This window comes from Moorena sp. SIO3B2, assembly GCF_010692525.1.
Taxonomy (GTDB): domain Bacteria; phylum Cyanobacteriota; class Cyanobacteriia; order Cyanobacteriales; family Coleofasciculaceae; genus Moorena; species Moorena producens.
This window is the reverse complement of sequence record NZ_JAAHHE010000073.1, coordinates 1-26,998: the sequence shown is the minus strand read 5'-3', so window position 1 is coordinate 26,998 and position 26,998 is coordinate 1. Positions and strand designations below refer to the sequence as shown.

General features: G+C 43.5%; 23 protein-coding genes. 12 read left to right on the top strand and 11 right to left on the bottom strand.

The genetic code is table 11. The annotated features are described in order from the left end of the window. Window positions 1–141: 141 nt before the first annotated feature. Window positions 142–621: a 4-Cys prefix domain-containing protein gene (locus F6K38_RS17495; protein ID WP_008189333.1), complete on the top strand. Its 480-nt coding sequence runs from the start codon at window positions 142–144 to the stop codon at window positions 619–621. Window positions 622–871: 250 nt separating this feature from the next. Here the strand turns inward: F6K38_RS17495 and F6K38_RS17490 are convergent, their stop codons facing one another. Next, entirely contained in the window at window positions 872–1,735 is an 864-nt protein-coding gene (locus tag F6K38_RS17490) for a helix-turn-helix domain-containing protein (RefSeq protein ID WP_287297486.1), read from the bottom strand. A 165-nt stretch (window positions 1,736–1,900) separates the two neighbouring features. Beyond that, the gene (locus F6K38_RS17485) at window positions 1,901–2,047 is read right to left on the bottom strand and encodes a hypothetical protein (RefSeq protein WP_154659943.1); all 147 of its coding nucleotides are present in this window, start codon (window positions 2,045–2,047) and stop codon (window positions 1,901–1,903) included. A gap of 233 nt (window positions 2,048–2,280) precedes the next feature. Between F6K38_RS17485 and F6K38_RS17480 the strand changes: the two genes are divergently transcribed. From F6K38_RS17480 to F6K38_RS17465, 4 genes are all read left to right on the top strand, one after another. Then, window positions 2,281–2,910 (top strand): hypothetical protein, encoded by a 630-nt coding sequence (locus tag F6K38_RS17480; protein WP_287296523.1) that lies wholly within the window; start codon window positions 2,281–2,283, stop codon window positions 2,908–2,910. Window positions 2,911–3,339: 429 nt separating this feature from the next. After that, window positions 3,340–4,509 (top strand): cysteine desulfurase family protein, encoded by a 1,170-nt coding sequence (locus tag F6K38_RS17475; protein WP_044495099.1) that lies wholly within the window; start codon window positions 3,340–3,342, stop codon window positions 4,507–4,509. Window positions 4,510–6,588: 2,079 nt separating this feature from the next. Then, complete coding sequence (gene rne, locus F6K38_RS17470) at window positions 6,589–8,577, top strand: ribonuclease E (RefSeq protein WP_008189318.1); 1,989 nt, start codon at window positions 6,589–6,591, stop codon at window positions 8,575–8,577. Then, window positions 8,574–9,203: a ribonuclease HII gene (locus F6K38_RS17465; protein WP_008189316.1), complete on the top strand. Its 630-nt coding sequence runs from the start codon at window positions 8,574–8,576 to the stop codon at window positions 9,201–9,203. The genes rne and F6K38_RS17465 overlap by 4 nt, the downstream gene beginning before the upstream one ends. A gap of 34 nt (window positions 9,204–9,237) precedes the next feature. Here the strand turns inward: F6K38_RS17465 and rppA are convergent, their stop codons facing one another. Continuing rightward, complete coding sequence (gene rppA, locus F6K38_RS17460) at window positions 9,238–9,912, bottom strand: two-component system response regulator RppA (RefSeq protein ID WP_008189315.1); 675 nt, start codon at window positions 9,910–9,912, stop codon at window positions 9,238–9,240. A gap of 296 nt (window positions 9,913–10,208) precedes the next feature. Here rppA and F6K38_RS17455 point away from each other — a divergent pair, with 296 nt between their 5' ends. The 6 genes from F6K38_RS17455 to F6K38_RS17430 all read left to right on the top strand — a co-directional run bounded on the left by F6K38_RS17455 (window position 10,209) and on the right by F6K38_RS17430 (window position 14,592). Continuing rightward, on the top strand, window positions 10,209–10,916 hold the full coding sequence (locus F6K38_RS17455) for an SDR family oxidoreductase (protein WP_008189312.1): 708 nt from the start codon (window positions 10,209–10,211) through the stop codon (window positions 10,914–10,916). A gap of 171 nt (window positions 10,917–11,087) precedes the next feature. Further along, a complete protein-coding gene (locus F6K38_RS17450) occupies window positions 11,088–11,510 on the top strand; it encodes a FolB domain-containing protein (protein WP_008189310.1) in 423 nt (140 codons plus the stop codon). Further along, window positions 11,507–11,968: a 2-amino-4-hydroxy-6-hydroxymethyldihydropteridine diphosphokinase gene (gene folK / locus F6K38_RS17445; RefSeq protein ID WP_008189308.1), complete on the top strand. Its 462-nt coding sequence runs from the start codon at window positions 11,507–11,509 to the stop codon at window positions 11,966–11,968. Before F6K38_RS17450 ends, folK begins: the two co-directional genes overlap by 4 nt. 215 nt (window positions 11,969–12,183) lie before the next feature. Then, complete coding sequence (gene hisG / locus F6K38_RS17440; RefSeq protein WP_008189306.1) at window positions 12,184–12,843, top strand: ATP phosphoribosyltransferase; 660 nt, start codon at window positions 12,184–12,186, stop codon at window positions 12,841–12,843. Between the two features lie 431 nt (window positions 12,844–13,274). Continuing rightward, complete coding sequence (locus F6K38_RS17435; protein WP_008189304.1) at window positions 13,275–13,715, top strand: hypothetical protein; 441 nt, start codon at window positions 13,275–13,277, stop codon at window positions 13,713–13,715. 103 nt (window positions 13,716–13,818) lie between these two features. Beyond that, on the top strand, window positions 13,819–14,592 hold the full coding sequence (locus F6K38_RS17430) for a DUF1350 family protein (protein ID WP_008189302.1): 774 nt from the start codon (window positions 13,819–13,821) through the stop codon (window positions 14,590–14,592). A 31-nt stretch (window positions 14,593–14,623) separates the two neighbouring features. Here the strand turns inward: F6K38_RS17430 and F6K38_RS17425 are convergent, their stop codons facing one another. The 6 genes from F6K38_RS17425 to F6K38_RS17400 form a co-directional block, all read right to left on the bottom strand. After that, entirely contained in the window at window positions 14,624–14,854 is a 231-nt protein-coding gene (locus tag F6K38_RS17425; protein ID WP_075873598.1) for a hypothetical protein, read from the bottom strand. Between the two features lie 52 nt (window positions 14,855–14,906). Beyond that, the gene (locus F6K38_RS17420) at window positions 14,907–17,429 is read right to left on the bottom strand and encodes a serine/threonine-protein kinase (RefSeq protein ID WP_008189300.1); all 2,523 of its coding nucleotides are present in this window, start codon (window positions 17,427–17,429) and stop codon (window positions 14,907–14,909) included. 586 nt (window positions 17,430–18,015) lie between these two features. Further along, window positions 18,016–18,819 (bottom strand): hypothetical protein, encoded by an 804-nt coding sequence (locus tag F6K38_RS17415; RefSeq protein WP_008189298.1) that lies wholly within the window; start codon window positions 18,817–18,819, stop codon window positions 18,016–18,018. Window positions 18,820–18,838: 19 nt separating this feature from the next. Further along, on the bottom strand, window positions 18,839–19,078 hold the full coding sequence (locus F6K38_RS17410) for a group II intron maturase-specific domain-containing protein (RefSeq protein ID WP_229414744.1): 240 nt from the start codon (window positions 19,076–19,078) through the stop codon (window positions 18,839–18,841). A 412-nt stretch (window positions 19,079–19,490) separates the two neighbouring features. Then, window positions 19,491–19,736: a DUF4278 domain-containing protein gene (locus F6K38_RS17405; RefSeq protein WP_008189294.1), complete on the bottom strand. Its 246-nt coding sequence runs from the start codon at window positions 19,734–19,736 to the stop codon at window positions 19,491–19,493. A 1,032-nt stretch (window positions 19,737–20,768) separates the two neighbouring features. Next, window positions 20,769–23,216 (bottom strand): GH116 family glycosyl hydrolase, encoded by a 2,448-nt coding sequence (locus F6K38_RS17400; RefSeq protein WP_287357021.1) that lies wholly within the window; start codon window positions 23,214–23,216, stop codon window positions 20,769–20,771. Between the two features lie 794 nt (window positions 23,217–24,010). On the opposite strand from F6K38_RS17400, the gene F6K38_RS17395 reads away from it, so the two are divergent. Then, window positions 24,011–24,319, top strand: a complete 309-nt coding sequence (locus F6K38_RS17395) for a hypothetical protein (protein ID WP_287357019.1) — start codon at window positions 24,011–24,013, stop codon at window positions 24,317–24,319. Window positions 24,320–24,611: 292 nt separating this feature from the next. On the opposite strand, the gene F6K38_RS17390 is transcribed toward F6K38_RS17395, so the two are convergent. Together F6K38_RS17390 and F6K38_RS17385 are read right to left on the bottom strand one after the other, a co-directional pair. Next, window positions 24,612–26,648: an ATP-binding cassette domain-containing protein gene (locus tag F6K38_RS17390; RefSeq protein ID WP_287357018.1), complete on the bottom strand. Its 2,037-nt coding sequence runs from the start codon at window positions 26,646–26,648 to the stop codon at window positions 24,612–24,614. Window positions 26,649–26,810: 162 nt separating this feature from the next. After that, on the bottom strand, window positions 26,811–26,998 hold a 188-nt coding region (locus F6K38_RS17385; RefSeq protein ID WP_502709581.1), incomplete at its 5' end, for a glycosyltransferase.

Genomic DNA, 26,998 nt, shown 5'->3' with positions numbered 1-26,998 from the left:
AAGTGCCATCGCGCTTGTGTCCCTCGAAGATTTTTGAGGTTTTGCGATCGCTTAAGTAGCTCATATCAGTAGCTCATATCAGTAGCTCATATCAGTAGCTCATATCAGTAGCTCATATCAGTAGCTCGTAGGTAGGGAACCATGACTTGGTGCATTAATCCCGATTGTTCTAAACCTTACAATACAGAAGATACCCTATTTTGCCAAGCCTGTGGCTCGGACTTACTCTTGGCAGAACGCTATCGCGTGATTGGGTTACTCAGTGACAAAGGTGCTTTCGGTAAAACCTATGAGGTACTTGATCACAACAGTGATCAAAAAAGTAATCACAACACTCTCAAAGTTCTCAAAGTCTTGACTGACTATCAATCTCGGGCAATTGAGCTGTTTGAGCAAGAAGCATGGGTGTTGAGTCAGCTGAATCATCCAGGAATTACCAAATCAGAAGGAACCTTTATCTTCTCCCCCAGAAACCACGAGATCAGCTTAAACTGCATGGTGCTCGAATACATTGAAGGACTAGATTTAGAGGAGTATCAGCACCAACACAACAAGCACCCTATTGACGAAACCTTAGCCTTGGAATGGCTATCCCAACTGTTGACACTCCCCGTCCTTTAAGGACGGGGAGTGTCAAATATATCTCCTTTGGTTTTCGGGTAGTCTGTGATTTGATCTAAACTTTAGCAAAGGGAACAGCGGATCACCGGAACAAAAATTATCACAATTCCTACACGGATTGCTATTTCAATCTAAACTTTTGATTTAAAGTGCAGCATTAACGCAATGGTTTATTTGTAGACAGTTTGCTTATCTTCAGCCTTGACAGTCAACCGTCAACCGTCAATCGTCAACCGTTAACAAAACCTGGTTAAAACAGGACTGAACTAGACTTGGTACTCACTCCATTACTAATGTCTTCTAAGTTCTCAATAAAATTACTCCAAGGTTCTGTATAAGTTTCTGTGTAAGTTCTCGAAAAATCTAGAATAGGAGTTTCTTGTGCTGACCCAATCCAACCACTCACTGGAGAAATTAACGGGAAAAGCCACTCATAGTAACTCTGGGGAAACGGAGTACTAGAGAGTTCCATGATGCTCTTATAAAATAGCCCAAACGTCCCTGGGTCAATTTTGTGCTTCTCGACAGCAACTTGGATGAATTCCTCTGGACTCAAGCCTACATAACTTTGGCAGATTGTTACCCAATTCTTTAATCGTCGCCTCGCCTTTAAGCTCAGCGAAATAAATTTAACTCCCTTGAGTTCCTCAAATTTAGGAGACTGATTTAACACCTCCTCTAGGCCGGTGGTATCCGTCGAGCCACTGAATTCCCTTTGCAACCGTTTAGCGATCGCTAAATTAATCTCAACTAATTGCTCTACTGGTCGCCACTGAAGCTCTGCCAAAATTTGCTCCATGGAAATAGGTGGTGTCAAAGTAGAGGGACTCGATTTCTTGTTCCGTTCAATAGCTTCGATCGGGTTTTCCTCACTTACCAAGAAGCTGATCAACTCTTCCGTTGTCCAACCAATACCTTTAGCCAGCCTCTCTAGCTTCTCTAAGCTGGGAGTGTTATCAAAATTCATCCAATTTGTCAAGGTGTTGTTAGTGACATTGACTTGCCTAGCAAGTTCCCGGACACTACCAAATTTTTGAGCCAGTACCTTAATCAATTGACTTAGCCTTTGGTGAATTTTGCTGTGTTTGAAGGAACTGTCTTTACTTGTGTCCAATTTTTTTACCACTCTGTTCTGATGAAATAATCTAACACTTCCCGATCCGGTAAGTGTGGGCTCGGGCGTGACCATTATCGGCTTTGGTAGGGAGCACCCTGATCGAAATTGACCCCAACTGGCTATGCGATCGCATAGCCAGAAGCGAAGCGCGTCCATATAGCACTACGCATTCAAATTAGGACATTTTCTTGATGCAATAGCGAGTGGGGGAAACCACGGCAATAGCGAGTGGGGGAAACCCCCAAGACCGCGCTGCCTCCCCAAGACCGTAATGGTGCGTTTTCCGCATCTAATTATTAAATTCGCCACGGGTCGCACCTCTGCATCGCTCCTAAACTCCGAAACGTGAGTCTAGCTTACTTCTGACTTCTGACTTCTGACTTCTGACGCTAAGCGTAGCGCCATACCACCATCCTGCCAAAACATGAATGGACCATCGCTAATCTTCTCCGTGAAAACTCAGTGGCAACTCCCTGGTGGGCAAAAGAGTATCTTACGTATAATCACGGTTGTACAATATTTTTAACAAAATTAGGATGGTTGTGAAAAGGGTTGAACATCGACACCATATGTTAAAGCATCAGAACTGGGATAAAAGGGTAAGCGCGAAGCAAAGCAATACCCTTAATCAGGAAAATCAGCAACTCAAAATTAAGTCAGATAAGTGCTACATTCCCATGACAAGTGGCCACGCTGGTTCTTCAACGTTAGTCCGTTGGAAGCAGAAAGTCACTACACAGAAAGTCACTACACAGAAAGTCACTACACACAATCGAGTGAATTTCTCGAGCTACCCACTGTGCCCTCCCCGCTACACCAAACCGGAGAAGCCTGTAGCTCCCCAAGAACAAGTAAGTAACTTAGAAGAAACCTGTGGTAAAATCATTCATCTGCTCTGTACATCTGACTATGGGAAACTGACTCAAGATGAATTGAACAGGAAGTGCCGGTATTCAGAACAGCGACTTGCCCAAGGACTGAAACAGCTTGAGCTTGAAAAGGTAATTCAGTTCAAGTGGGGCATGTGGGTGATCATTAATCACCAACCCATCTGTCCTAAATGTGGTCTCAAAACTCGTGTAGTTAATTCTGCCTTGACACCAGGGAAAATTAAATCAATCTGTTCAACATGTCTCGAGTTAAAGCGTATTCAGTCAAAATTGCCGTTTTGATGAACTGCACTAAATTCTTAAAGGGTGGAGTGCGTTGTGAGGAGAATGAGCAGCGAAAGCTGCCAAAAAATGGAAAATGGACAAGGAACCATCCACAAGCAGCCATTGGATAATGTGATTTATGGGATTTTCACCTGTAGCCATTGGTCATCCAAGAAAACAGTCTCAAAAACTGTTGACTCGAGATCTAGGAATCTGATTTGAGTTGTCAAACCTCTTAGGTGCGCTTTCCGTTTGCTAATTTAATTCGCCACGGGTCGCACGTGATCATGGGGTGATCAGGTGATGGGGAGGAAGTTGATAATAATGTATCCCTTAGCAGTCCTATGGAAATCAGGGAAACCATTAGTTTAATGCAGCATTCCTCCCCTCCTAACTCTACGAGTGTAGGCGGAATATCCAGCTGCAATTTTTAATCAACGAAAAACCATGCATCGCCCAATTTACCTAGACTGCCATGCCACAACACCTATGGATCAACGGGTGCTTGAGGCAATGTTACCCTACTTCACTGAACATTTTGGCAATCCATCCAGTATCAGCCATACCTATGGCTGGGAAGCTGAAGCGGCGGTGAAACAAGGGCGTCAGATTCTGGCAGATGCTATTCATGCCACACCGGTCGAGATCATTTTTACGAGTGGTGCCACAGAGGCTAACAATCTAGCCATTAAAGGGGTGGCTGAGGCATATTTAAGTAAAGGACGTCACCTGATTACCGTACAAACTGAACACAATGCTGTTCTTGACCCCTGTCATTATTTAGAAACCCTAGGGTTTGAGGTGACATTTCTACCAGTAAAAGCTGATGGACTAGTGGATTTAAGCCAGCTGGAGCAGGCTTTCCGTCCTGATACCATTTTAGTGTCAGTGATGGCAGCCAATAATGAAATTGGAGTGTTGCAGCCATTGGCCGAAATTGGGGATCTTTGTCGCCAGCATAATGTACTTTTCCATACAGATGCTGCCCAGGCTATTGGCAAAATCCCCTTGGATGTGCAGTCGATGAAGATTGATTTAATGTCCTTGACAGCCCATAAAATTTATGGACCAAAGGGCATTGGGGCTCTCTATTTCCGGCGTCGTAACCCCAGAGTAAGGCTTGCACCCCAGCTCCATGGCGGTGGGCATGAACGAGGGATGCGTTCTGGTACACTTTATACCCCTCAGATTGTGGGGTTCGCTAAGGCTATAGAACTGGGGTTAGAAGAACAACCCTCAGAATCTCAACGGTTGATGGAACTGCGGGAGAGTCTGTGGAAATCTCTCTCTAGACTAGAAGGTATCCAGATCAATGGTCATCCTACCCAGCGATTGTCCGGAAACCTTAACATTAGTGTGGAGGGAGTAGATGGCGCAGCCCTGATGCTAGGATTACAGCCTGTGGCAGCCGTTTCTTCTGGCTCAGCTTGTTCCTCGGCAACTGTAGCTCCTTCCCACGTACTATTAGCCCTAGGACATCCGGAAAATCTGGCTTATGCCTCCATCCGGTTTGGAATGGGACGCTTTAATACCATGGCGGAAATTGAGCAGGTGGCTGAGCATACGATCACAACTATTCAGTCTCTGCGGCAATCTCAAACAGTCAAAATTAATTGAACAAAATTGTTGAGCGCAGTCCCTAGCCATATTTTATAATTTGGGTGGGGTAACCGAAACCAGCTTTGAAATTGCATAGGTGCGCTCTTACTTGGCGAATTAAATTCGCCACGAGTCGCACCTGAAGCCTAAGCTTCTAGGCTACGATCAGATCGGTACGGCAGTGGTGCTATCCCGGTGAGGTTCCAACGCCCACGGGAACGGGCACCAAGAGAAAGGAGATTTCGCTCCTTAGGCACAACCAATTCCTGCAAGAACTTTAATAGATATTTTCTATTAGCGAAAGAATCCCCAACTATCAATCTTTGAATTAGTTCCGGTGCGTTCAATGTGAGTTTCCCTTGAGTTATCAAAAGAATTGATCTGCTATGATGATTGAAGCTAGCTAAGGCTGTGTGAAAATTCACCGTTAGCAGTCCGGCAGGGTCGAAGCCTATTAACTTTGGTTCTAGTGTTAACCACGACAGGACAAACCAATTCGTCGTCAATCTCTCAATGGTAGGGCGGGAATCGTCGAAACCCCAGTCAGAAAGACAAGCGGGAAACCCTTGAGTAGGCGAATCAACAGGGGATCAGGACATAACACGGAAATACGCGGGAGCGTGGTAGCCCCGTCTTTTTAAAGCGGGGAGGAAACGCGACACGGCAGTTTTAACTGCCGTCAAAAAAAATGTATAATGATGATGTGAGTACAGGCAGACGCCTATGTGATGAAGCGACTCTAGTACCGGAGAGATACCGACCCTCAACGATTACATTGCGCTAATCCTCTTGTGAACGGGTAAATAATTGCAGATCGCAGAGCGTACCGAACTGGCTAAGTGGTAGTACCTGGAAAGCATAATTTTTGCAAGAAAAGTAGCGGGAACTGTTGGGATTGAACTGACTGACAGAACTCAGTAGGGGCGCTTTGACTACGCCTGTAAGATTCGTTTATGGATTCTTAACGAATCCCCGCGTCTAAAGACCGGGGAGTGTCAAATCCCCAACAAGGCAAACATGTGTGCCTGTAAACCCTAAATCTAAGCAGTAAAGCTGCTGAAACAGGGAGATTCAGGAGATATAGACAGAAACCCTGAAGAATATCTTGACCTCTAGTCAGGAAATACTCAAGCTAATAAAAAATCAGAACTTTTGGATAGATTGGTGCCAATTCGGTAGTTTGTGGTAAATCCCGAACAATGCCGATAAGGGGTCAACTGACTTGTAAGTCCTAATCAATGATTCTCCGGAAGTTTCCGGAAAGTCGTCGGATTTACCTGGTATAATTGCCGTAACAGCCACAGAAGCTTGAGATTTGGGAGTCTGCTGATAAAGACTCCAGAAGCAATAATCGAGCTGAGAGCCATTGAAGTATCAAACAATAGTTAAGTTATTCTGTAGTAAATGCATTGGCTGTAAGCAAAAGCGCTTTTGGGATTTTTTCCTGAAAGCCAAAAGAGATACCTCCTCGTCAATTAACAATTGACGTGCTATACACGGCTTCCGGCATCTGCCGAGAATTACCGGGTTAAATTTATCTGTATGAAGCAGTTGTGGAAAAACTCAAGTTAATTAGGTGCCCTTGACCTTGGCGAATTAAATTCGCTGTTTGTCCGCGCCTCCAAGGCCGCGAGGGATTGCTCGCGGCCTTGGGTCGCGCCTTCGGGTCGCACCTCAAAAATTTTCGACTTTGGGACAGAAGATCCTAGTGGAAAGCGAGTCTTAAAGTATAGAACCAATGTCGCGCCTCCAAGTGGTACAATCAACAGAGCCGCTACAATCCCATTCACCAAACCACAAAACCCCCTGTCAGCACCCCCCTCTAAACAGAAGGGGCTTCGAGACAGTTTCAGGGCCATTGACTACAGCCATTAACTACAGCCATTAACTACAGCCATTGACTACAGCCATTGACTAAAGTTGTCCCTCAAACAATGAGCAACAAAATACTCTAATTATTCATAGTATATTTATTAGTCCCTGTGGCCGATCAGTTTAATGGCAGTAAATCACCGAACATTTCAGACCTAGAAATAGAGTACGACTCCTATCGTTAACTGTAGGACTAAGCGTACTACCAAGTTTTGAGGAAATTGCATGCCAAAGCAAATTATTATTGCAGAGCAACATCAACTTGCTGCTGTATTTTGGGAAGATCAAATTCAAGAACTAGTAGTTGCCACCGGTAATCACCAGGTCGGTGATATTTATCTCGGCGTTGTAGAAAATGTCTTACCGGGTATTGATGCAGCATTTGTCAACATTGGTGATCCCGATCGCAATGGTTTTATTCATGTGACAGACTTAGGACCATTGCGCTTGAAACGCCGGTCTGGTGCGATCACCGAACTGCTGACTCCCCAGCAGAAGGTGTTGGTACAAGTGATGAAAGAACCCACTGGTAACAAAGGGCCAAGGCTCACAGGTAATATTAGCTTACCCGGTCGCTATTTGGTGCTGATGCCTTATGGCCGAGGAGTGAACTTGTCTCGGCGGATTAAGAGCGAAAGTGAACGCAATCGCCTCAGAGCTCTAGCAATTCTAATCAAACCATCGGGCATGGGAGTGCTGGTGCGCACCGAAGCTGAAGGCAGAGCCGAAGAAGCCATTATGGAAGATTTGGAAAACCTGCAAAAACAATGGGAAGCTGTCCAGCTCGAAGCAACCTCTACCAGAGCACCAGCCCTACTTAATCGGGATGATGATTTTATTCAGCGTGTCCTCCGGGATATGTACACTGCTGATGTTAATCGGATTGTGGTCGATTCTAGTACTGCAGTCAAACGGGTTAAACAACACTTGTTGAGCTGGAGCGGAGGTCAAGCACCAGAAGGGGTCTTGATTGACCATCATCGCGATCGCATGCCAATTTTGGCATACTTCCGGGTCAATGCTGCAATTCGAGAAGCCCTCAAGCCAAGAGTAGATTTACCATCTGGTGGCTACATTATCATTGAACCTACCGAAGCCCTAACTGTAATTGATGTGAACTCTGGTTCCTTTACCCGCTCAGCTACAGCACGGGAAACGGTTCTGTGGACTAACTGTGAGGCAGCAACAGAAATTGCCCGCCAGCTGCGCCTACGTAACCTAGCTGGGGTGATCGTTGTTGACTTTATTGATATGGACACTAGGCGGGATCAGTTGCAGGTTCTCGAACACTTCAATCAAGCCCTAAAAGAGGACAAAGCCCGACCACAGATTGCCCAGCTTTCGGAACTTGGCTTAGTGGAACTGACTCGCAAGCGCCAAGGGCAAAATATTTACGAGTTGTTTGGTAAAGCCTGCGCTACCTGTGGCGGGTTAGGTCATCTGGTACATCTTCCCGGTGAAGTGGAAGCAGAAGCACTAGAGACCTTAGCACCGATCCCGTCACCGACGGAGCGAAGCATTCCAGAGTTCCCCGAACCCGTAGAGTTATCTCCTGAGAATGATCAGGAGTTGGACTTGCTCAATCACCCCAGTTATCAGGAACGGGGAGCGGTAAATAATCGCCGCCGCCGCCGCCGTCGTATTGATGACCCCGTGATTAGGGAAGAACCAATTACTAGGGGAGTAAATAGGGTGATCTCTGTCTCATCCAACTTTGATGCCATCACAGAAGCCGAGGTATCCACCTCAGGAGTAGAAAAACCCCAGCTAGTCAAGTTTGCTCAAGAGAAGGAACCACCAGAATTGGTCAGGGTTGAAATGAGCCCAGAAGAACAAGATGTTTATGGGTTGATGGGCATTTCCCCTATACTACATTTAGACCGAGAGGTGAAAGATCCTAGGTCAGCAATTATCTCAGTGTTACTGCCGGGAGAAAAAATCGAGGATAATGAAGAAGAATTATCCAATACAACTACCGATTCAACTACCGATTCAACTACTGATTTAACTACCGATTCAACTACCGATTCAACTAATAGTCAATCCTCCATCGACGATCAGCTAGAGTTAGATGAATCAGAATTGGTGCAATCTACTGCTGCCACACCAATTCCAGAAACTGAATCTGATCAACTGAGTACTACCAATGGCACTATTAACAGTCCCCCCATAGTGCGCCGCCGCCGTCGCCGTTCTTCAGCATTGGATAAATGAACACGGACAAAGCCACTGAAGTGTGTGAGTTACCGGATTTATCCGGTACTCCCTCCTTAGTGGCTGGAGTAGATGAAGTAGGGCGAGGTGCCTTATTTGGTCCAGTGGTGGCAGCAGCAGTGATTTTACCTGTATCTGTCCTGCCACAACTGGCTCTAGCTGGCGTTAAAGATAGTAAAAAGTTGTCCCGGAAACGACGCCAAAGGCTGTCTGAAGAAATTCAGGGATTGGCACTGGATTGGACTATTGGTTATGCCACTAGTGCAGAAATTGACCAGCTCAATATCTTACAGGCGTCATTGTTAGCTATGAAACGGGCTGTGCTTAAATTAAAAGTTAAGCCCGATATTTGTCTGATTGATGGGTTACAGGTGTTGCCAGATTTACCGATAGCACAACGAAATCTAGTAAAGGGGGATCAGCGATCGCTTCATATTGCAGCGGCCAGTATTGTAGCCAAGGTGTGGCGTGATGATTTAATCATTCGTCTAGCTGCCAAGTATTCAGAGTATGATTTGACAGCAAACATGGGCTATGGTACCAAAAAGCATCGGTTAGCACTACAAAAATACGGACCATGTCGGCTGCATCGCATGTCCTTTAGCCCCTGTAGTATAACTTGTTAACAAGTTAAATAAGTTGTTTATTAACAAATAACAATCAACCAAACCGATAACCCTTACCATAAACTGTATGGATCAGGGGGGCGGAACCCTTAATTTCGATTTTGCGACGCAACAAACGAACTAGAGCAGCTAAATTGTTACTTTTTGGGATTTCCTCGGATGGCCACAAATGTTGATAAATTTGCTTGTGAGATAATAATAGACCAACATGGCTCATGAAGTACCCTAGCAGTTGACTTTCTTTTTCCGATAGCTCAATTGGGTGTCCGTGGCGATAAGCAATTTGATTGTTTAAGTCTAATTCTAATTGTCCAACCCGTAACCGCTGGCTGGGATGGGCATCAGTCGCAGCAGAACGCCGAAGCAGAGCCCGGACTCTAGCGAGTAACTCCCGCAGTTCAAATGGTTTAACTAGATAGTCGTCAGCACCAGCATCTAATCCCATGACTCGGTCATCTACAGTGTCCTTGGCGGTTAGAAAAAGAACTGGGGTAGTGGCGTCATGCGATCGCATTTGTTGGCAAATTTCTAACCCAGAAATGTGCGGTAGCATCCAGTCTAAGATTAACAAGTCATAAGCGCCAACGCAAGCTAATTCATTTCCTGACGCCCCATTATAAGCCACATCTACAGTGTAACCTTCACGAGTTAATACCCGAGACAGGGGGTCAGTCAGCTCAATTTCATCATCTACTAATAGGATACGCATTTTTTAGCGATTAGCAATTAATCGATTTTGTTGATAGTTGACGGTTGACGGTTCACTATCAATAGGTGCGACCCGAAGGCGCGCGCCTTGAGCTAATTTAATTCGCCAAGGTCAAGCGCACCTAAGTAAAAATTATACGACTTACGCAGGTACTCTATCTGTAGCGTGGGTTATTAACGAACTTGTAAACACCCAATTTATTGATAAATGGGATCAGCTACTTGATATACTGTCTTAGTTAAGATACAGTTAATCACAAGGTAATTATCATTTAAAGGCTAGAAAGACAAACCAGTATGGCTTGGGCATTGGTTACAGGTGGCACCAAAAGGATTGGTAAAGCGATCGCATTAGACTTAGCGAAACACGGCTATGATCTAGCGATTCATTACAACAGTTCTCGCCAAGACGCGGAAATCCTAGGGAAACAGATCCAGTCCCTAGACCGAAATTGTCGGTTTTACCAAGCTGATCTAACCTTTGACCAAGATATGCTCAATCTTTTGCCAAGGGTGAAAGCAGATGTTCCTGAGCTTGATGTGTTGGTGAATAATGCTTCTATTTTTGAACCAGCAACCCTAAAAGAAACGGAACTTGACTTGTTTGACAGTCACTTTGCTGTAAACTTTAAGGCTCCGTATTTCTTTACCCGTGATTTTGCTCGTCTTTATCAAAAAGGGAACATTATCAATATTATTGATACCAGAATCAACAAGAATGATTTTTCCTATTCTGCTTATACATTAGCTAAGAAAGCCTTGGCTAACTTAACCGAAATGGCAGCTTGGGAATTAGCTCCAAATATTCGAGTGAATGGAATTTGCCCTGGGTGGATTTTACTTCCAGCCGGGGCAAGTGAACAGTATATCGAAAAACTTAGACAAAGAGTACCCATGCATAGCCAGGGCAATGAGTCGCAGATTTGTCAGGCTGTTCGCTATTTGCTCTCTAATCAATTTGTTACCGGACAGTTATTATTTGTAGATGGTGGTCAACATTTGTAATCAACTGTAAGCCCTAAGCTTTTCAATTATAACTGATATCTGATAACTGATATCTGATTCTGCTAGCTGAAGGCACCTCAAGTAGCGTGGGCGTAGCGCATCAGCTGATGGCTGATAGCTTACGGCTGATAGCTGACAATAAACTTAATCAAGACTAGATACATCAAAGATATGACACAACTTACTGATATTACATCAATAAAAGTTAATGATTTCGGGAGCAAAAAACAACACAGTTATGTTGAAGCGCTGCTGGAGATAAAAAATTTAAGACTCAGAACGATAATTGGCTTTAATGACTGGGAAAGAAAAACTAAACAAGATGTTGTGATTAATATTAAGGCTGGCTTTACCCCAGGAAATTCTACAAAAAGCGATCGCGTTGAAGATACCCTAAATTATAAAACCCTAACTAAGCGTGTAATTAAAGCAGTGGAAGAAAGTGAGTTTAATTTACTAGAAAAGCTAACCCAGATGATTTTAGATATTGTAATGGAAAATCACCGGATAATATGGGCTAAGGTTAAAGTTGATAAACCTTTTGCTTTGCGATTTTCCGATTCTGTGTCTATAGAATTGAGTGCTAAACGATGAATGAAGTGGTAGTGAATGAAGTGGTAGTGAATGAAGTGGTAGTAAGTGTTGGCTCTAACATTGAACCTAATAAAAATGTAAAGCTAGCAAAAGATAAATTATCAAAAATTGATAATTTTGTTAATGAATCTCGATTTTACCTAACAAAACCCATAGGCTTTACTGATCAACCGGATTTTCTAAATGGTGCCTTTTTAATTCATACAGAAGACGGTTTTGAGACCTTTCGTCAAAAACTTAAACAAGTCGAAATTGACCAAGGGCGGGTTAAGCAAGAGGTGCGACCCGTGGCGAATTTAATTCGCCAACGGAAAGCGCACCTACCCAATAAAAATGGACCGCGCTGTATAGATTTAGACATTGTGGTCTGGAATCGAAGGATTGTTGATCCTGACTTTTATCAGCGGGATTTCATTAAAAAAACTGTGCTAGAGCTGATTCCTGATTTAAACGTTTAACAAATAACTAATGACTTACCCCCCGGAATCATAAGTATTCAACAGGTGCGACAATCAAGCGAATTTAATTCTTAGTGCTAAGAGCGCACCTAAGGACATGATCGGGTTGGTGATAATTTGAGGAGCACGGGCTTCTATAATTGAGCTTCTACAGGTATAGTTGATCTGATCAGTGAACTAATTGACCCCCTGCCAAAGCTCCCGAAGCTCCTTATATGATTACCATCGCATTACCCAAAGGCGCACTCCTAAAAGACAGCATCAAGCTACTGCAATCCGTTGGCTTAGACTTTAGTACCTTCCTAGACTCCGCCAACCGCCAACTCCAGATTCAAGACCCCAGTCAAACTGCTCAAGCTCTACTGGTACGAGCTCAAGATGTACCGGTTTACGTGGAATATGGTCAAGCTCAGTTGGGGATAGTTGGTTACGATGTGCTACGGGAAAAAACCCCGGCAGTGGCTACTTTAGGTGACTTACACTTTGGTTATTGTCGCATGTCATTGGCAGTTCGTGCAGCTAGCTCTTATCTAAGCCCTTTGGATTTGCCAGCTCATGGTCGCGTAGCCTCCAAGTTTGTTCACTGTGCTCGGGAATATTTCAATAACCTGGATTTGCCAGTGGAAATTATCCCACTCTATGGTTCTGTTGAACTTGGTCCGATTACTGGGATGTCGGAGGCAATTGTGGACTTGGTGTCCACAGGTCGTACCTTGAAAGAGAATGGCTTGATTGAAATTGACATTTTGTATGAGAGTACAGCACGACTGATTGCCCATCCCATCAGTTATCGCCTCAATACTGATGGTATGAACAATTTGATTGAGCAGATTCGAGACTTGACTCAGGTCAGTGCTGAGTCCTTAGTGAGTTAGTTATGAGTCTTTAATCAGTAGGGTGCCTTATTAACGCACCCTTACAACTAGAGTTATTCCGTAAGTACTGTAGAGTTGTTTAGCATAAACCTTTACAAAGTAATGCGACACTTATAATATATGATAAATGACATAAAAATAATCATAGTGATTAACTAATAAAGTCTCAATATGATTCATATTAGTTGTCAATCTATCTATCAAGAATAGCATTTTTTTATAAAATTAGTACGCCTCATCTTCTTCATCTCCCCTCTCCCTATAGTTGCCTATAGACTGTTACCTCACTAGACACTTTCGGGAATTGTATGGATAAGTGCCGCTAACCAGTTTTCCTGATACTGCCCCATAAGCAGTGCTAATTGTCATGGGCACTCAAGATGTGTTCTCAACTGTGTGCTCATAATCATCTCAACTAAACGAGACTCAAGATGAAGGTAAAAAATACGTTAATTGCTGCTGCAACTGCTATGGTTTTGGCTTTTGCTTCAGGGTTAAATGCTCAAGAACCAGTTATTGGTGATATCAACACCGGATCAGAATTGATTACCTCGGCAATTCAAGGCTTAGCTTCTAACAAGCAAATCATTAATGAGTGCGGTAAAGAGTTAATAATTGAAGATATTACTAGTGTTACTCAAGATTTACCTAATATCGAAGCCTACCCTACACTAGGAGAAATTCAATACAGGATTTCCTTCACACCTGGAGCTAATACTAATCCTAGCTACTGCGCTGGTAGCTTCAAGAGTCGCATGAAGTTAAAATTAAACGGGCGATACCTTAATCCTAGGGGTGCAGAATTATTATCTACTCCCAACACTTATGAATTTCGATTCATGATACCAGGTCAAGAAAACACTCAATTGTAAATTCAGAATGCCTAAATTTTATATGATACTACATTAATAAAGTACTCTAGGGTACTCTACAAACTTCTTTACAATAAAAGAGGTAAACCCTGTAGAGTATGGCATGGACTGGCAAGAGATATCTGGTAACTGGGTTTTAATCCCCAATCGTCCCACCGGGATTATCCATTTCCTGGGTGGGGCGTTTATTGCTACAGCACCCCACGTAACTTACCGATTGTTACTGGAAAAATTAGCAGCTCAACGGTATGCAGTGATTGCGACACCGTTTGTGAATACCCTCGACCATATTGCGATCGCACGAGATGTACTCAACCGCTTCGAGACTACTCTAAATCGCTTACAGGTAACCAATGTTTTAAGGAAACGGTATCTACCCATCTATGGTATTGGCCACAGCATGGGGTGCAAACTGCATTTGTTGATTGGCAGCCTCTTCAGTGTAGAGCGAGCTGGTAATATCTTGATTTCCTATAACAACTATTCCGCTGACCGTGCCATTCCCTTTGTGGAACAGTTAAACCTAAATCCTATCTTCCAGGTCGAGTTTACTCCCTCACCCCAAGAAACTAACTATCTGATTACTCAACGCTATCAAATCCAGCGTAATTTACTGATTAAATTCACTGATGACGAGATTGACCAAAGTGTTAGCTTGACCCAAACCTTGCAGAAACGTTTTCCAAATATGGTTGCCCTACAGCGGATACCAGGAAATCATTTAACACCTTTAGGGCAAGATGTCACGTTAAACCCAGGAGCAGTTTTTACCCCATTGGATGCCGTAGGTCAGTGGGTCAAGCAAGAAGTCTATCGCGATTTAAATCGCTTGCAACGGGAAATTTTGCGATGGTTGAATCCTCTAGCAGTGGCCTAATGTTGAAGGTTTAAGGTTGAAGGTTTAAGGTTTAAGGTTTAAGGTTAGTAGGTTCAAGGTTAGCTGGTTCAAGGTTAGTAGGTTCAAGGTTGAAGGTTAGCAGGTTGAAGGTTAGCAGGTTGTTCGCCTTTGGCGTTCGGTGTAGGGTAGGTTGTCTGTCAAAATGCAGAATGTAGAATGCAGAATGTAGAATTCTAAATTCTAAAATGTTGTTCGCCTTTGGCGTTCGGTGTAGGGTAGGTTGAATCTTGAAAGTAGACACTTAACATTCAACTGGCCTATTGACTGACTAATCACTTGACTAATCACTAGGATCAGGTTTCGTCAGACTCTAGCACTGTGGTAGATTCCGACAACGGAACAGTTTTCTGTGAACTCGAATAATCACTATCGGGCATGGTTTCCTCCTCTAGCACTGTGGTAGATTCCGACAACGGAACAGTTTTCTGTGAACTCGAACAGTCACTATCAACCATGGTTTCCTGTAGTGCTGGCACGGTGGAAGCCTCAGATTCTAGCACTACGGATGACTTAGGGCTACTAAACGAGAATGTTGGCAAGGTTGTGGTTAAAGGTTTCAGTGCTTCTAATACCTCCTGAGCCGACTGATAGCGACTTCGGAAGCTATAGCGCACCATTTTGTTGACCACTGTAGCTAATTCAGGACTGACCTGTGCCTTATCGAACCAAATTACTTCTCCAGTTATGGGATCTGTGGGTAATTTGCTAGGAGGTATGCCAGTAAGCGATCGCACAGCAATCATACCTGTGGCATAAATATCACTGTTAAATCTTGGACTACCCACAGCTTGTTCATTAGGCATATAACCTTTAGTACCAATGCCCACTGTGAAATTAGTCAGGTTTCGTCTTGGATGCAATTGATTAGTAATTTGTTTAACAGCGCCAAAGTCAATTAGCACCAGCTTGTGATCTAATTTGCGCCGAATTAGATTATCGGGTTTAATATCTCGGTGAATCACACTGTGACTGTGGACAAACTGCAATACCTGTAGAATATCTACCACTATGGCAATGACGTTGGCTTCAGGAAGAGGTTTCTGTGGTAACTCATCGCTGAGAGGATGACCATTAATGAACTCTTCAACTAGATAAAATTCTTGATTTTGATCAAAATAGGCTAACAGCTCAGGTATTTGGTGATGTTTGCCCAACTTTTCCAGAATTTCTGCTTCGGTGTGAAATAACCGTCGAGCCAGTTGCCAGTGTTGAGGATTATTGCTAGCAGGTTTGAGCTGCTTGACCACACAGGTCGGATTTCCCGGTCGTTGGGTGTCTTCAGCAATAAAGGTTTCGCCAAATCCTCCAGCACTAAGTCGTTTGATGATTTGATAGCGTCCACTTAACTTAGTAGCAAATAGTTCCTGTTCCGTTTCCTCCAGCAAATTGCGTAAATCATCCTGTCCAGAGATAATTTCTTGGACAATCGGCGCAGAAACGTAATGTTTGAGAGTTTGGCGTAGTTGCTGTTTATTCTTCAGGTCTTGCATTGCTCCCATAGCGCTACAGAAAATACCACTGAGAGTCATGCTAACTAAAGGCACTGCTGTAGGCAAAATTAGCCGCCCATACACGAAAAATAGATAACTGATTCCTCCCCAAGTGATTACCCCGAGCACTGTCCAGCCTAGGCAAACTTGCCATCGCTTAATCCGACTGAATAAGTACCTTACTACCGTAACCCCTAAGAAGATCAACACTCCTCTGTGGATAGGATTGGGAATTGCTTGGACAATGGCACGACCTTCGAGTAGTGTTGCGATCGCATTAGCATTGATTTCCACCCCAGCCATTCTGTCGGACACAGGAGTCCGATGAAAATCTGGTAATGAGCTAGCAGTTGGTCCAATTAACACAATCTTGTCTTGGAAAGACTTACCATCTTCTAGGCGAGTGTGCCAGCGATTATCGTCTAAGACATACCAGAAGGGAATAGATGGAAATACATCCGAACCGTAGAAGAAAATATTCTCTGCTTTGGGTTTCGTCCTCAGTCCTGAGTCTTGAGCAGCTGCCTTCGCGTAGCGTGGCCTTTTGGCCAAGGTAGCCTCGTTAAAGGAAGGTACTTTAAAAATCAGCTGATTAGATGTTTCTGCCAATTCTGGATTATTCTTAGCCCAAACTTTGGGATACTGATTGGCTAGACGATAGATTCTGCCATCCGGCTCAACAGGATAATTAATCGAACCTACAGATAGCTGGGGTGTCTCAAACAAAGAATTTGGCTTAACTAGCTTGATAGTCTCACCTTCAACAGTTTCGTAAGTCTCATACATAGCGGCCAGAGTAACCTTTTCGCCATAGTTTTTTAGCACCTCTCTCAACCGTTGATCATCTGCCTCACCGTAACTACTGGGACTATCTAACACAAGACTAACCGCGACAGACCTAGCTCCGGCAGCCATCAGCCGCTCAATCGCTGTAGCATAAGCAGCTCGTTTCCAAGGCCAGCTTTTGATAAGTTCTAAATCAGTTAGTGCTTGAGACTGATCATTAGAATAGGATTGATTTAAATTCAGAGACTCCTCATCAATTGCCAAAATCACTATATTGTCTGGGGGAGTCACCGGAGCCCTAAGTTGGAAAAACCAAGCTTGGGTTTGTCTTTCCATCCGTTGCACTCCCTCCCAATCACGAGCCGTTGAAATTGCTCCGAATAGGGGAAAAAAAACAGCTAGTATAAAACCTAATCTAGCTGGATTTAACCGAGTGTTATGCTGTGATGATGTATCTTTATTTGTAGAAATATCTGTATACTGAGTTGGTGTATGGGAAGGAATAATCTTCCCGAACCACCCCCTAGGATTAATAAACATTTTGAGTATTTTACTCGTTTATTATCTATAGTATCGAAGCAAATTTATTAGCTGCATAAAGATTATTAAAGCCTGTTTGAAAATTTGCTTAAGGAGTATATAGCAATTCTCATAGCTATGAGGTACAAAATTTCGGTATTTTAGGGAACAGCGGATCACCGGAACAGGGAACAGGAACCAACCCCTAACCCCTCCCAGGAGGGGAATAGGTAATAGGGAATAGGGATGCGCTGCATCAATACAGGGAATCAAAGTCAAAGAATACTGTACCTCATAACTGCGATAAACGCTATAACCTAAACAGAACTTACCCCAAACTGCGTACCCTCATCTCTACGTAGTAGTAGAGTAGAGTGCCTGATTAAGGCACCCTACAGGTAGAGTCACTGCCCAATATCATGTCCGGGAGCATCGGTATTGTAAAGGTTGGGTAATTGGTAATTGGTAATTGGTAATACCAATTTCATCTCGCCATCTTCCTACTCCCAGCTCCGAAGTCCCAGCTCCGAAGTCCCTACTCCCTACTCCCTACTCCCTACTCCCTACTCCCTAAAACCATTGAGAACTACTATCAATGAAATTGATATTACGTCATCCCAACCCGTTTGGTTCTTAGAGTAACATTAACCCCTTCAGTGGATTGCTCCAATACTAATAATGGCGTTGGTTTTGCCTTTTGATCCCAACGCATGCAAACAATACGTCCTTGAATTGTTGGTTGCCAGGTATCATTGTCCGCATCTGGACTAAGAAATGTTTCAATACAGTCAATAATTTGGCTAACGGTTGCCGAGGTGCGTTGAGTGGGTAATTTCATTAACTTAACTTGAATGCGGAAAAGCACTCCCACACTGCGTTTACCTCGAATTTCAGTCTCGTACTTAACATCAAATATTTCATTAATTTTACGACCTGACGTACTAGCAACACCGATAACATTTCTAGAGTCTTGAGTAGGTCGTAATGCTATACTGATTAACTGTTTTATTCGAATTTTAATTTGATTGATAACTCCAAAGTGGAATACCTCTTCTTCCATTCGCATTCTGAGGTAGTCCAGATTAAATTCCCGCGAGTGAACCAAATCGGGATTGGATTCCATTTTCCGGATGGTATTAAGCGCCAGCTTTAACTTTTTTCGGAGATCAGCAGTTTTATACTGCTCCAATTTGAGCTTTTTGTCCTTATCCTTGAATTGCAGCTTACCATACACTACTAATCCAATCACCACTAAAGCTAGTCCAATAGACACAAAAATCCAATGATTCAAATTCCCCAGTTGCCCAGCAGACCCAGACGTATTGGGAATGGTAGATGGAGGTGAGGATGCAATTTTCACAGGTACAGAAACCTCAGTCCGTGATTCTCTGAAGATGAGATGATGGGACATAATCACTATCGAATAAAACTCAAAACCTCTTAACTATAAGGAACCAGAGAGAGTGTCTTACACTGTCAATTTTGCCGGAGCGGTGATCATTTCGCCATCCTCTTACAATTGGTGCAAGTTTTTCTGCCTTAATCTTAGCTCCATAATTCGAGTTGTTGACGATGTTTTTGACTTTCTTTTGGAACCCTTTGTGCTTCTCCTGAGAAGGAGAGCTACGGAAATTTCCCTTGTCCGGTGCAGGGGTGGAGCTTCCAGCCATATCCATCCATCGGTTATTAGTTTCGATTAGTTAGTCTTTGGGTACTAACCTATATCATAACCTGGTGTTCGCCACCAGTTTCTAGCTATAAGGAGGCGAACTAGCTCAACCAATCATCCAGAGGTTTTCCTCAGCAGAAGCGTCCCAAGGATATAACGGGCTTTCCCCACCCCTACGGGAAGGCATCCAAAGCATCTATAGTATTGTGCCAAGTATTGTGGCAATTTGGGTAAGCCATTGAAGCCTTTTGCATGAAAGCCTTTTGCCTTAGTTTAGTAATAGTGTTGCTATCGTGGATTACCCAAAGCCCAACTTAAGGAACAATTTCAAGATACTCTATAGCTTATGTATGTAAGCATTCAGCTAAGGCCGATTGGCGCTATAGCTGATCTGGGATAAGGCAATAGCTTAGCTATTTAGAACAAGGATGCTTTGCTCCGTAACGTTGCTTAGTAAAATCAATCGGTTTACCCCAAACAACGTGGAGATAATATGCCCCACGATACTTTAATTTACCGATAGCTTCCGGTAAAAGCACACCGTTGAGCTTTGGCTGTCGCCAACGGACACCACGATACTTACCAACAATTTTTTCGGATTTCATCTCAAAATTTACCGGATCATTTTCATAGGTAATACCACGGTAAGTGAATTTCATTATTTTATCCTCTTAATTGTTTGTTATATCTGTAATTGATCACTCCAAGTCAGAGCCTATACTTAGAGAATGCCCGAAAGTTAGACTAACGGAACAGTAAGCATTCAGCCTAGAGCTATCAGCTATCCGCTGATTGAAGGTTGTCCAAGATAACTCATGTACTCGCTCCTCTCAGGAAAATTTCTAAGTTTTGCTTGATTGAAAAACTGACGGATTTTGTGCTGATAGCTCAATGCTTACAAGTAACAAATCTGGTTGACTGACTTTACTCCTAAAACCCTTGATTTTATGTAGAGAGCAGTTGAGGAGTAGCGAAACCAAAGCAAATTATTGCCAAGGTTGGTTTCACTATGTTAAAATAATCCCTGGCAGAGAAAAAATCACTCAACCAGGTAAAAAATTTACCGAAACAGCAATAAAATTGGCGTTGCTGAATTAAAGAATGAATGCGCGATTATCTGGTTTTATGACAGCCCCCTAAATCCCCCAAGCGAGCAATCCCTCGCTTGGGGGACTTTGAGAGTTTTGTTCCCCCCAAGCGAGCAATCCCTCGCTTGGGGGGCTAGGGTGTGTTTTCAAAGTTTTCCGCAAGATATTAGATCCCCCCCAGCCCCCCTTATTAAGGGGGGAGCCATACTCAAAGTCCCCCTTTTTTAAGGGGGATTTAGGGGGATCTCGGAGTTTGAAGACACGCCCTAGGGGGGCAAAACCATACCCAGAATCAGCAACGCCATAAAATTAACTATCATCCTGACGGTGCGCTTTCCAATGGGCGAGTAAATCCCCCTTGGGTCGCACCGCAAGATCCCCAAGCTGCTGTAGCTTGGACTATCAATCAGGCTTGCTCCCTTAGCTACCTTCTTATTGCTAAGTTCATCATCAGGACATTATAAAATTTGGCTATAGGATTTTCCGTTGAAAAACCAGCGATTAGGGCATCTTGCTGATAGTGTGGCAGTACGTTCCCGTAGCGGCTCCAAAGGAGCATCGCATAACTAAGGGTACATAACCCCCGCCATTACCTGTCTTTTTCTATTTGGTATTATCCTTAAGGATTAAATAAACTGCCCAAATCCCCATGGCTCGCAAATAGTGACTAGCCCGGAATGTCCCTGCTGCTGTAATTGCTTCTGGTGTCCTAAATTGCAAGCCATGATCGTAAACCTGCCTCACCACTGCTTCAGTTATACGTAAAGCTTCATCTTTCATGCCTTGCTGAATCAGAAATGCTGCTAATCCAAAATTAATTCCTGTCCACACTTCCATCGGATGAGTGGCATCGGGATCTTCTGGTGTGCCATCGGGTCTGACTCCATTAACTGCTCCGAGTTGACCCTGATGGAACTTTAAAAAACAGGCATCATAGACAGTCTTGAGGGCTGAGAGAGTACACTCTGGTGGCACAATATCCGGTAATCCCAGTAACTGAGCATAAAATTGACCACACAACTGGTCTGCCATCACCACATCTGAGCCACTTTCACTATCTAGTTGATAGTACTGCCCATTCCACAGCTTTTCTTGATAAATTGGCATAGCTTGTGCTAACCACTGGCGATAGCAGTCAATGGTGTCTTGAATGGAATCTAGCTCAGGTACTTCTACGAATGGGGATGTTGGTGGATAATTTTTGGTCAGAATTTCTCCAATTGCGATCGCACTCTCCAAGGCCGCTAACCACAACCCCCCACAATAAGCACTTACTCCCTGCAATCGCCAATCATCAAAGGTCTGATCTGGTGCGCCATAGTTTTCTGGTATCCCATCTCCGTCTTGGTCAAACCTCTTGAGATAAGCCAGTGCCTTGACAATGGATGACCAGCACTCCCACAAAAATTCTATATCTGTAGCGCTATAGAAAACAAAATCCCGATAGACTTGTAAAACAAAGTCACTGGCTAAATCCTTCCACTGGTTACAATCCTGGTAGCTAGTATAATTAGTTTGTTGCCAAGGATGCTCATTAGGAGCTCCTAGATCATGGGGAGTAGCATCCGCAATTTTACGTACAGCTTGAGCTTGGTTGTATCCAATAATACGCAGTGTTTCATCGCTGGTCGGGATAGCTCTGGCAAAGGCTTCTAGCACCGCTTTATCCAGTTTCGGCCACAGCATTGCTAGGGCAAAAGAACCATAGAGCCGCACATCCAGGCTTTCGTACCAACGGTAATCTAGACATTCTAATACACCAAACTGTCCAATTGGGTCAAGTTCAGTTGCTGCTGTCCACAGAGTACCGCCATCCGTAAGCAAGTAAAGCTCATTAAACAAGGCCATCTTGAACCAATGGGGTAAATCCTGCTTATTTAAAATCGGTTCTTGCCATGATTCAATTTGTTCTCGCCACAGATCATGGTGCTTGAGAGCAGTGCGCACCATCGACCAGCCATTATTACCGTTGCGTCCAAAAAAGTCCGTGTATCTCCGGTAATAGTTAATACCTAATTTAAATTCCGTCACCGGAAAGTCCCAAGCCAGGATAAACGGAATTTTGCGGGTTTTACCTGGACGAAGGGTAAAGCGAATTGCGATCGCGCAGGCAATTTGTTCTCCTGGTGCCGCTGGGGTTTCATCTTGATGGTCTACCAAGCTACCATCCGTAGCAAAGGTATCCCAAACCTCAGCACCATCACCAACTGGATTCCAGCGACCGTGGTAGAACACCTCCATACTGGGATTAGTAACTGTAGCCAGGCACAATTGCCCTTCCCCTTCTTTAATATCATCCCCCAGTCTCACCCGGTCTAGAACAAATCCGACCCGATAGTGATCCACAATCCACTGATTCAAATTCCCGGTACTATCTCCCCACCGAGGCTGGTACTCATACACCGGACTACCATCATCCCTTACCCGCACCTCGGGATTTTTAATCCCATTGGTAAACCAACCCACCATATTCTGCCAAGTGAGCATGATGCTAACGGTAATCGGGGTATCAGTAGGGTTGTGAGCCGTCCACTCAAACACCGCCACCGGGTAACTACTTTCCTGATAACATCCTGCCCAAATCGGAGAAAACTGCTCACAGGTTAGTTCAGTCTGAAAGACATTTTGATAGGTAAACCAACTGCGAGGATACAAAGCATAGTAGTGACCAGAAACCTCTGAGCTGTTTTCCTCACTTTTGCCTTGGGTTGGATACCATTCCCAAGAGCCTAGCTTACCATCCTCTGGTGGTTGAGTGCATAAAGCATAAGCCTGGGCTAGAGAATGCTCTGGTTGCTCAAATACACTAAATTGACAAGCGGGGAGGCTTTTAAAGATGTGTTCTCCCCCATCCAAGTGCCATAAATTAAAATCTCCTCGGGGAGAGCGACCAATACAACCAGCCCCAAATCCCCCCAAGGGCATCCCATGCCAAGGCCCATCATCCAGATTACTTGGGTAACGGACAGTATAAGGGTTATCCCAGCCTAGTCCCAGGGGACGTTGCCAGCTACACTCAGGAATTTTTGGCCGTGGTGGTTGATAGATCATTCCCTGATTGTCACATGATCACCTTACTATAGCTGCTTTAGTCAGTTGGGTCAACCAACAGCCCCTAGCCACGCCACTGATCTGCTTGGGTCGGACAAAACTAAAATTAACTCTTGAAATAGGGAGCAGGGAGCAGGGACTTCGGAGCAGCGATTTGTACCTCATGGGTATAAGAGTCAATCCTTCCCCTTTGATACACATTTTGTTAATTTTGTCAATGCGTAAGTCCTATTTATGAGGTTTTACATGAGTTTTATGAGGTTTTACATGAGTTTTATGAGGTTTTACATGAGTTTTATGAGGTTTTACATGAGGTTTTACATGAGGTTTTACATGAGGTTTATGAGGTTTTACATGAGGTTTTACATGAAGTTTTACATGAGGTTTATGAGGTTTTATAGGGTTTCTCATAGCTATGAGGTACACATTATTTTTTTCCTCTTCCCACTTCCGACTTCCGACTTCCCATATCCGCTGCTCCCTGCTCCCTGCTCCCTGCTCCCTGCTCCCTGCTCCCTGCTCCCTAAAAACTTAGGTGCGCTTTCCGTAGGCGAATTAAATTCGCCACGGGTCGCACCTCAGAAATTTGCACCTCACCAGTCGTAGAATTGCTATATGAGTTTTTACATGAGTTTTTACATGAGTTTTTACATGAGTTTTTACATGAGTTTTATGAGATTAAAAACTGTGGAGAATACTAATCTAGTATGTGTAGTGAAACTAAAGAATGTAATCAATTCTTTTTTCCTACAACCCTTTGTAAACAGTCAATCTAACAGGAGTTAGTAGTAACAATGGTTACATCTCATGGTGATCATGAAGACGCTCATATCTTCGGTGTTGTTGGGGCAAACGGCTCTATTGTCTCTGGTAAAGGCTTCACAGTTGACAAAAACCGGGGAGGGATTTACATTATCAGGTTTGATAAGCCATTTGCAGAAATTCCTGGAGTAACCTGTACAATTTATGGGCATTCTTGGATGAGTTTTATGATGTCTATTTCAGTCGTTGATATTACACCTGATTACTTCGTATGCCAAACTTCAACACCCGATCGTCCTGAAGATAGTGGTTTCAGCTTTATTGCTGTTGGTGAGATGTAGCTGACTAGGTGACATGAGCCCTAAAAAGCTTAGTAGATAAGGCTTTGATGCAAATGAACTTAGGGAAGATACAGTCCCAAATTAACCCTAGATTCATTTAATAGCAAGCTCAAACCCTTATAACTAAGGTCAGTTCGGGATAAGAAAAAGATCTAATAGCTGTTCGCGTAGCGCACGCTACGCGAACAGCTATTAGCTATTAGCTTTGGCCCAAGGCTCACGCTACGGTAATGGCTCAGGGCTGACGGCTGACCGCTGATGGCTGAATGCTTACGAGAAAAGGGATCACAAATCAGGCTATTGATTTTATAGTTGAGCTTTCTTCTAAATACTCCAAGGTTTTAAGCAGACGAACTGCTGAGTGATAGGCTTCTTCAGTTAATTCATGACGTTCCTGAGGGCTATCCACTAGGTCATTCACCACTAACTGCAAGCAAACAATCATTGGGGTCAGGTGAGTTCGCACTTCATGGGAGGTCTTGACTAACTCCTTTTTGACCACATTTTTAACCTCTCCATTGCTATTGTGCTCAAACTGCATCTTGTACAAACGAGAGTAGTAACCCTCCTTCCTAAGCAGTTCCTCATGGGTGCCAATCTCAACCACTTGCCCTTTGTCCATAACCACGATTTGATCAGCTTTTTGGATCGTGGACAGTCGGTGAGCAATCACTACCGTTGTGCGATCGCGACAGAGTTCATCAATAGCTTGTTGTACTAGCCGTTCGGAAACCGTATCTAAGGCACTGGTTGCTTCATCTAAAATTAAAATATCTGGATTCCGCAGCAGTGCCCGGGCAATGGCCATGCGTTGACGTTGTCCACCGGATAAGAGTACACCGCGATCGCCTACTTGGGTATCAAACCCTTGGGGTAATTGAGTGATAAATTCATAGGCATTGGCTCGTTTCGCTGCTGCAATAATATCTGCCTCGGTAACATCTTTCATTCCATAAGCAATATTGTTGCGCACCGAATTATTAAATAAAAATGTATCCTGACTGACAACCCCCATCGCTTGTCTGAGGGAACGGATATCGTACTGCCTCAAATCTGTGCCATCTATGGTGATTCGTCCTTCAACTGGGTCATAAAATCGTGGCAACAAATCTGCCAAAGTTGACTTACCGGCACCGGAAGCACCCACCAATGCCAGAGTAGTGCCTTTGGGAATCGACAAATTCACCCCATTGAGTACCAAATCCTCATGACCAGGATAGGCAAACGATAGATTTTCTATGCGAATTTCTTGGGATAGCTTTGTGTAGATATTTTTGCCATTGGTCATGATCGGTTTGTTGTCTCGCCGCAAAAAATCAGCCACGATTGCTGTACTAGCAGACACATTAGCAAACCGACTTCTTTGCCCATTCAACTGACTGATTACTGGTAACAAACGGAATAGTAAGAATAAATAAATCCCCAAAACAGTAGATATCGCTTCTATTTCTTCTGCTGAACTATCTTTCAACAGGAGATTTTTCCCCACAAAGACGATGGCTAAAATTGCCAATATTCCCGAGACTTCATTAATGGGGTTAATTGCCGCAAAATTAGCTTGGGATTGAAATTCAGCCTGTTCACGTTCATCAATAAATTTTTCAATCCGTTGATATTCATCTTGTTCATTACTAACTGATTTAATTAACCGAATTCCTGTTAATATTTCTAGTAATGATCCTGAATATCCTCGGGATTTTTCTGAGAGAATTTTACCAAATTTTTTAGAGCGCTTAACAAAAAATTGATTAAAAATAAAAACGCCAAATAATAGAAGGCTTGTTGCAATAGTGAGTTGCCACGATATCGAGATTAGAAGAAAAACAAATACAAAAATGGTGATAGCCGTCGTAAATAATTGGATAGCAATTCTAATGGCATTTGCGGCTCTACCAATTTCTTGACTAATCCGATTTATAATATCACCAATTTTGGTTTTGGCATAAAAATCTAGATCCACATCCAGGAGTAATTTAATCCCTTCTTTACGAAAGGTATTAATTAATTTTTTGGATAAATGGGTAGACACTAAGATATTGACATAGTTAGCTACATTTTTCAGGACAATGGCTAAGAGCACTACCAGTACCATGAACAGCAAGCGATCGCCCCCTTCAAAGCCTTCAAAAAAAGCCATGGTTTTCTGAATGATAGGCGGGGCTTTGCTTAAATCTAGTTTCTTTTGACCTAAAAATTCCAGCACTAACGGCACAATTATGGTTGTACCGACACTATTAAACATGGCACTGGAAAATCCCAGCAGGACAGTAAAGACAATCAAGATAGGATGCCGTAGTGCGTAGCTAAGGAGTAATCGATTAGGAGACATGATTACTGTTTTTTTTATTGTTGAGTGTTGACTGTTGACTGTTGGTATAGGGGAAGACTTACGTATGCTCCATTCAAGCATAAACAGTCAACAAAAAAGCTGTTAGTTAAAAAAGCTGTTAGTTAGTGATCCAAATTATATTATGTTGAACAGCGTAGCAGATTATAAATCAGCAATAACATCTGCAAGAACTGCCGCCATGGCATCAACACTATGGTATTTTACACATAGCTCCCTGGCTTGAAGTCCTTTATGATTGGCAACATCTAGATTCTGAAATATCTGTTGAATCCCCTCAGCTAGTTGTTGTGGCGAACTAGGCTCAACCAGATAACCGGTATCACCTAAAA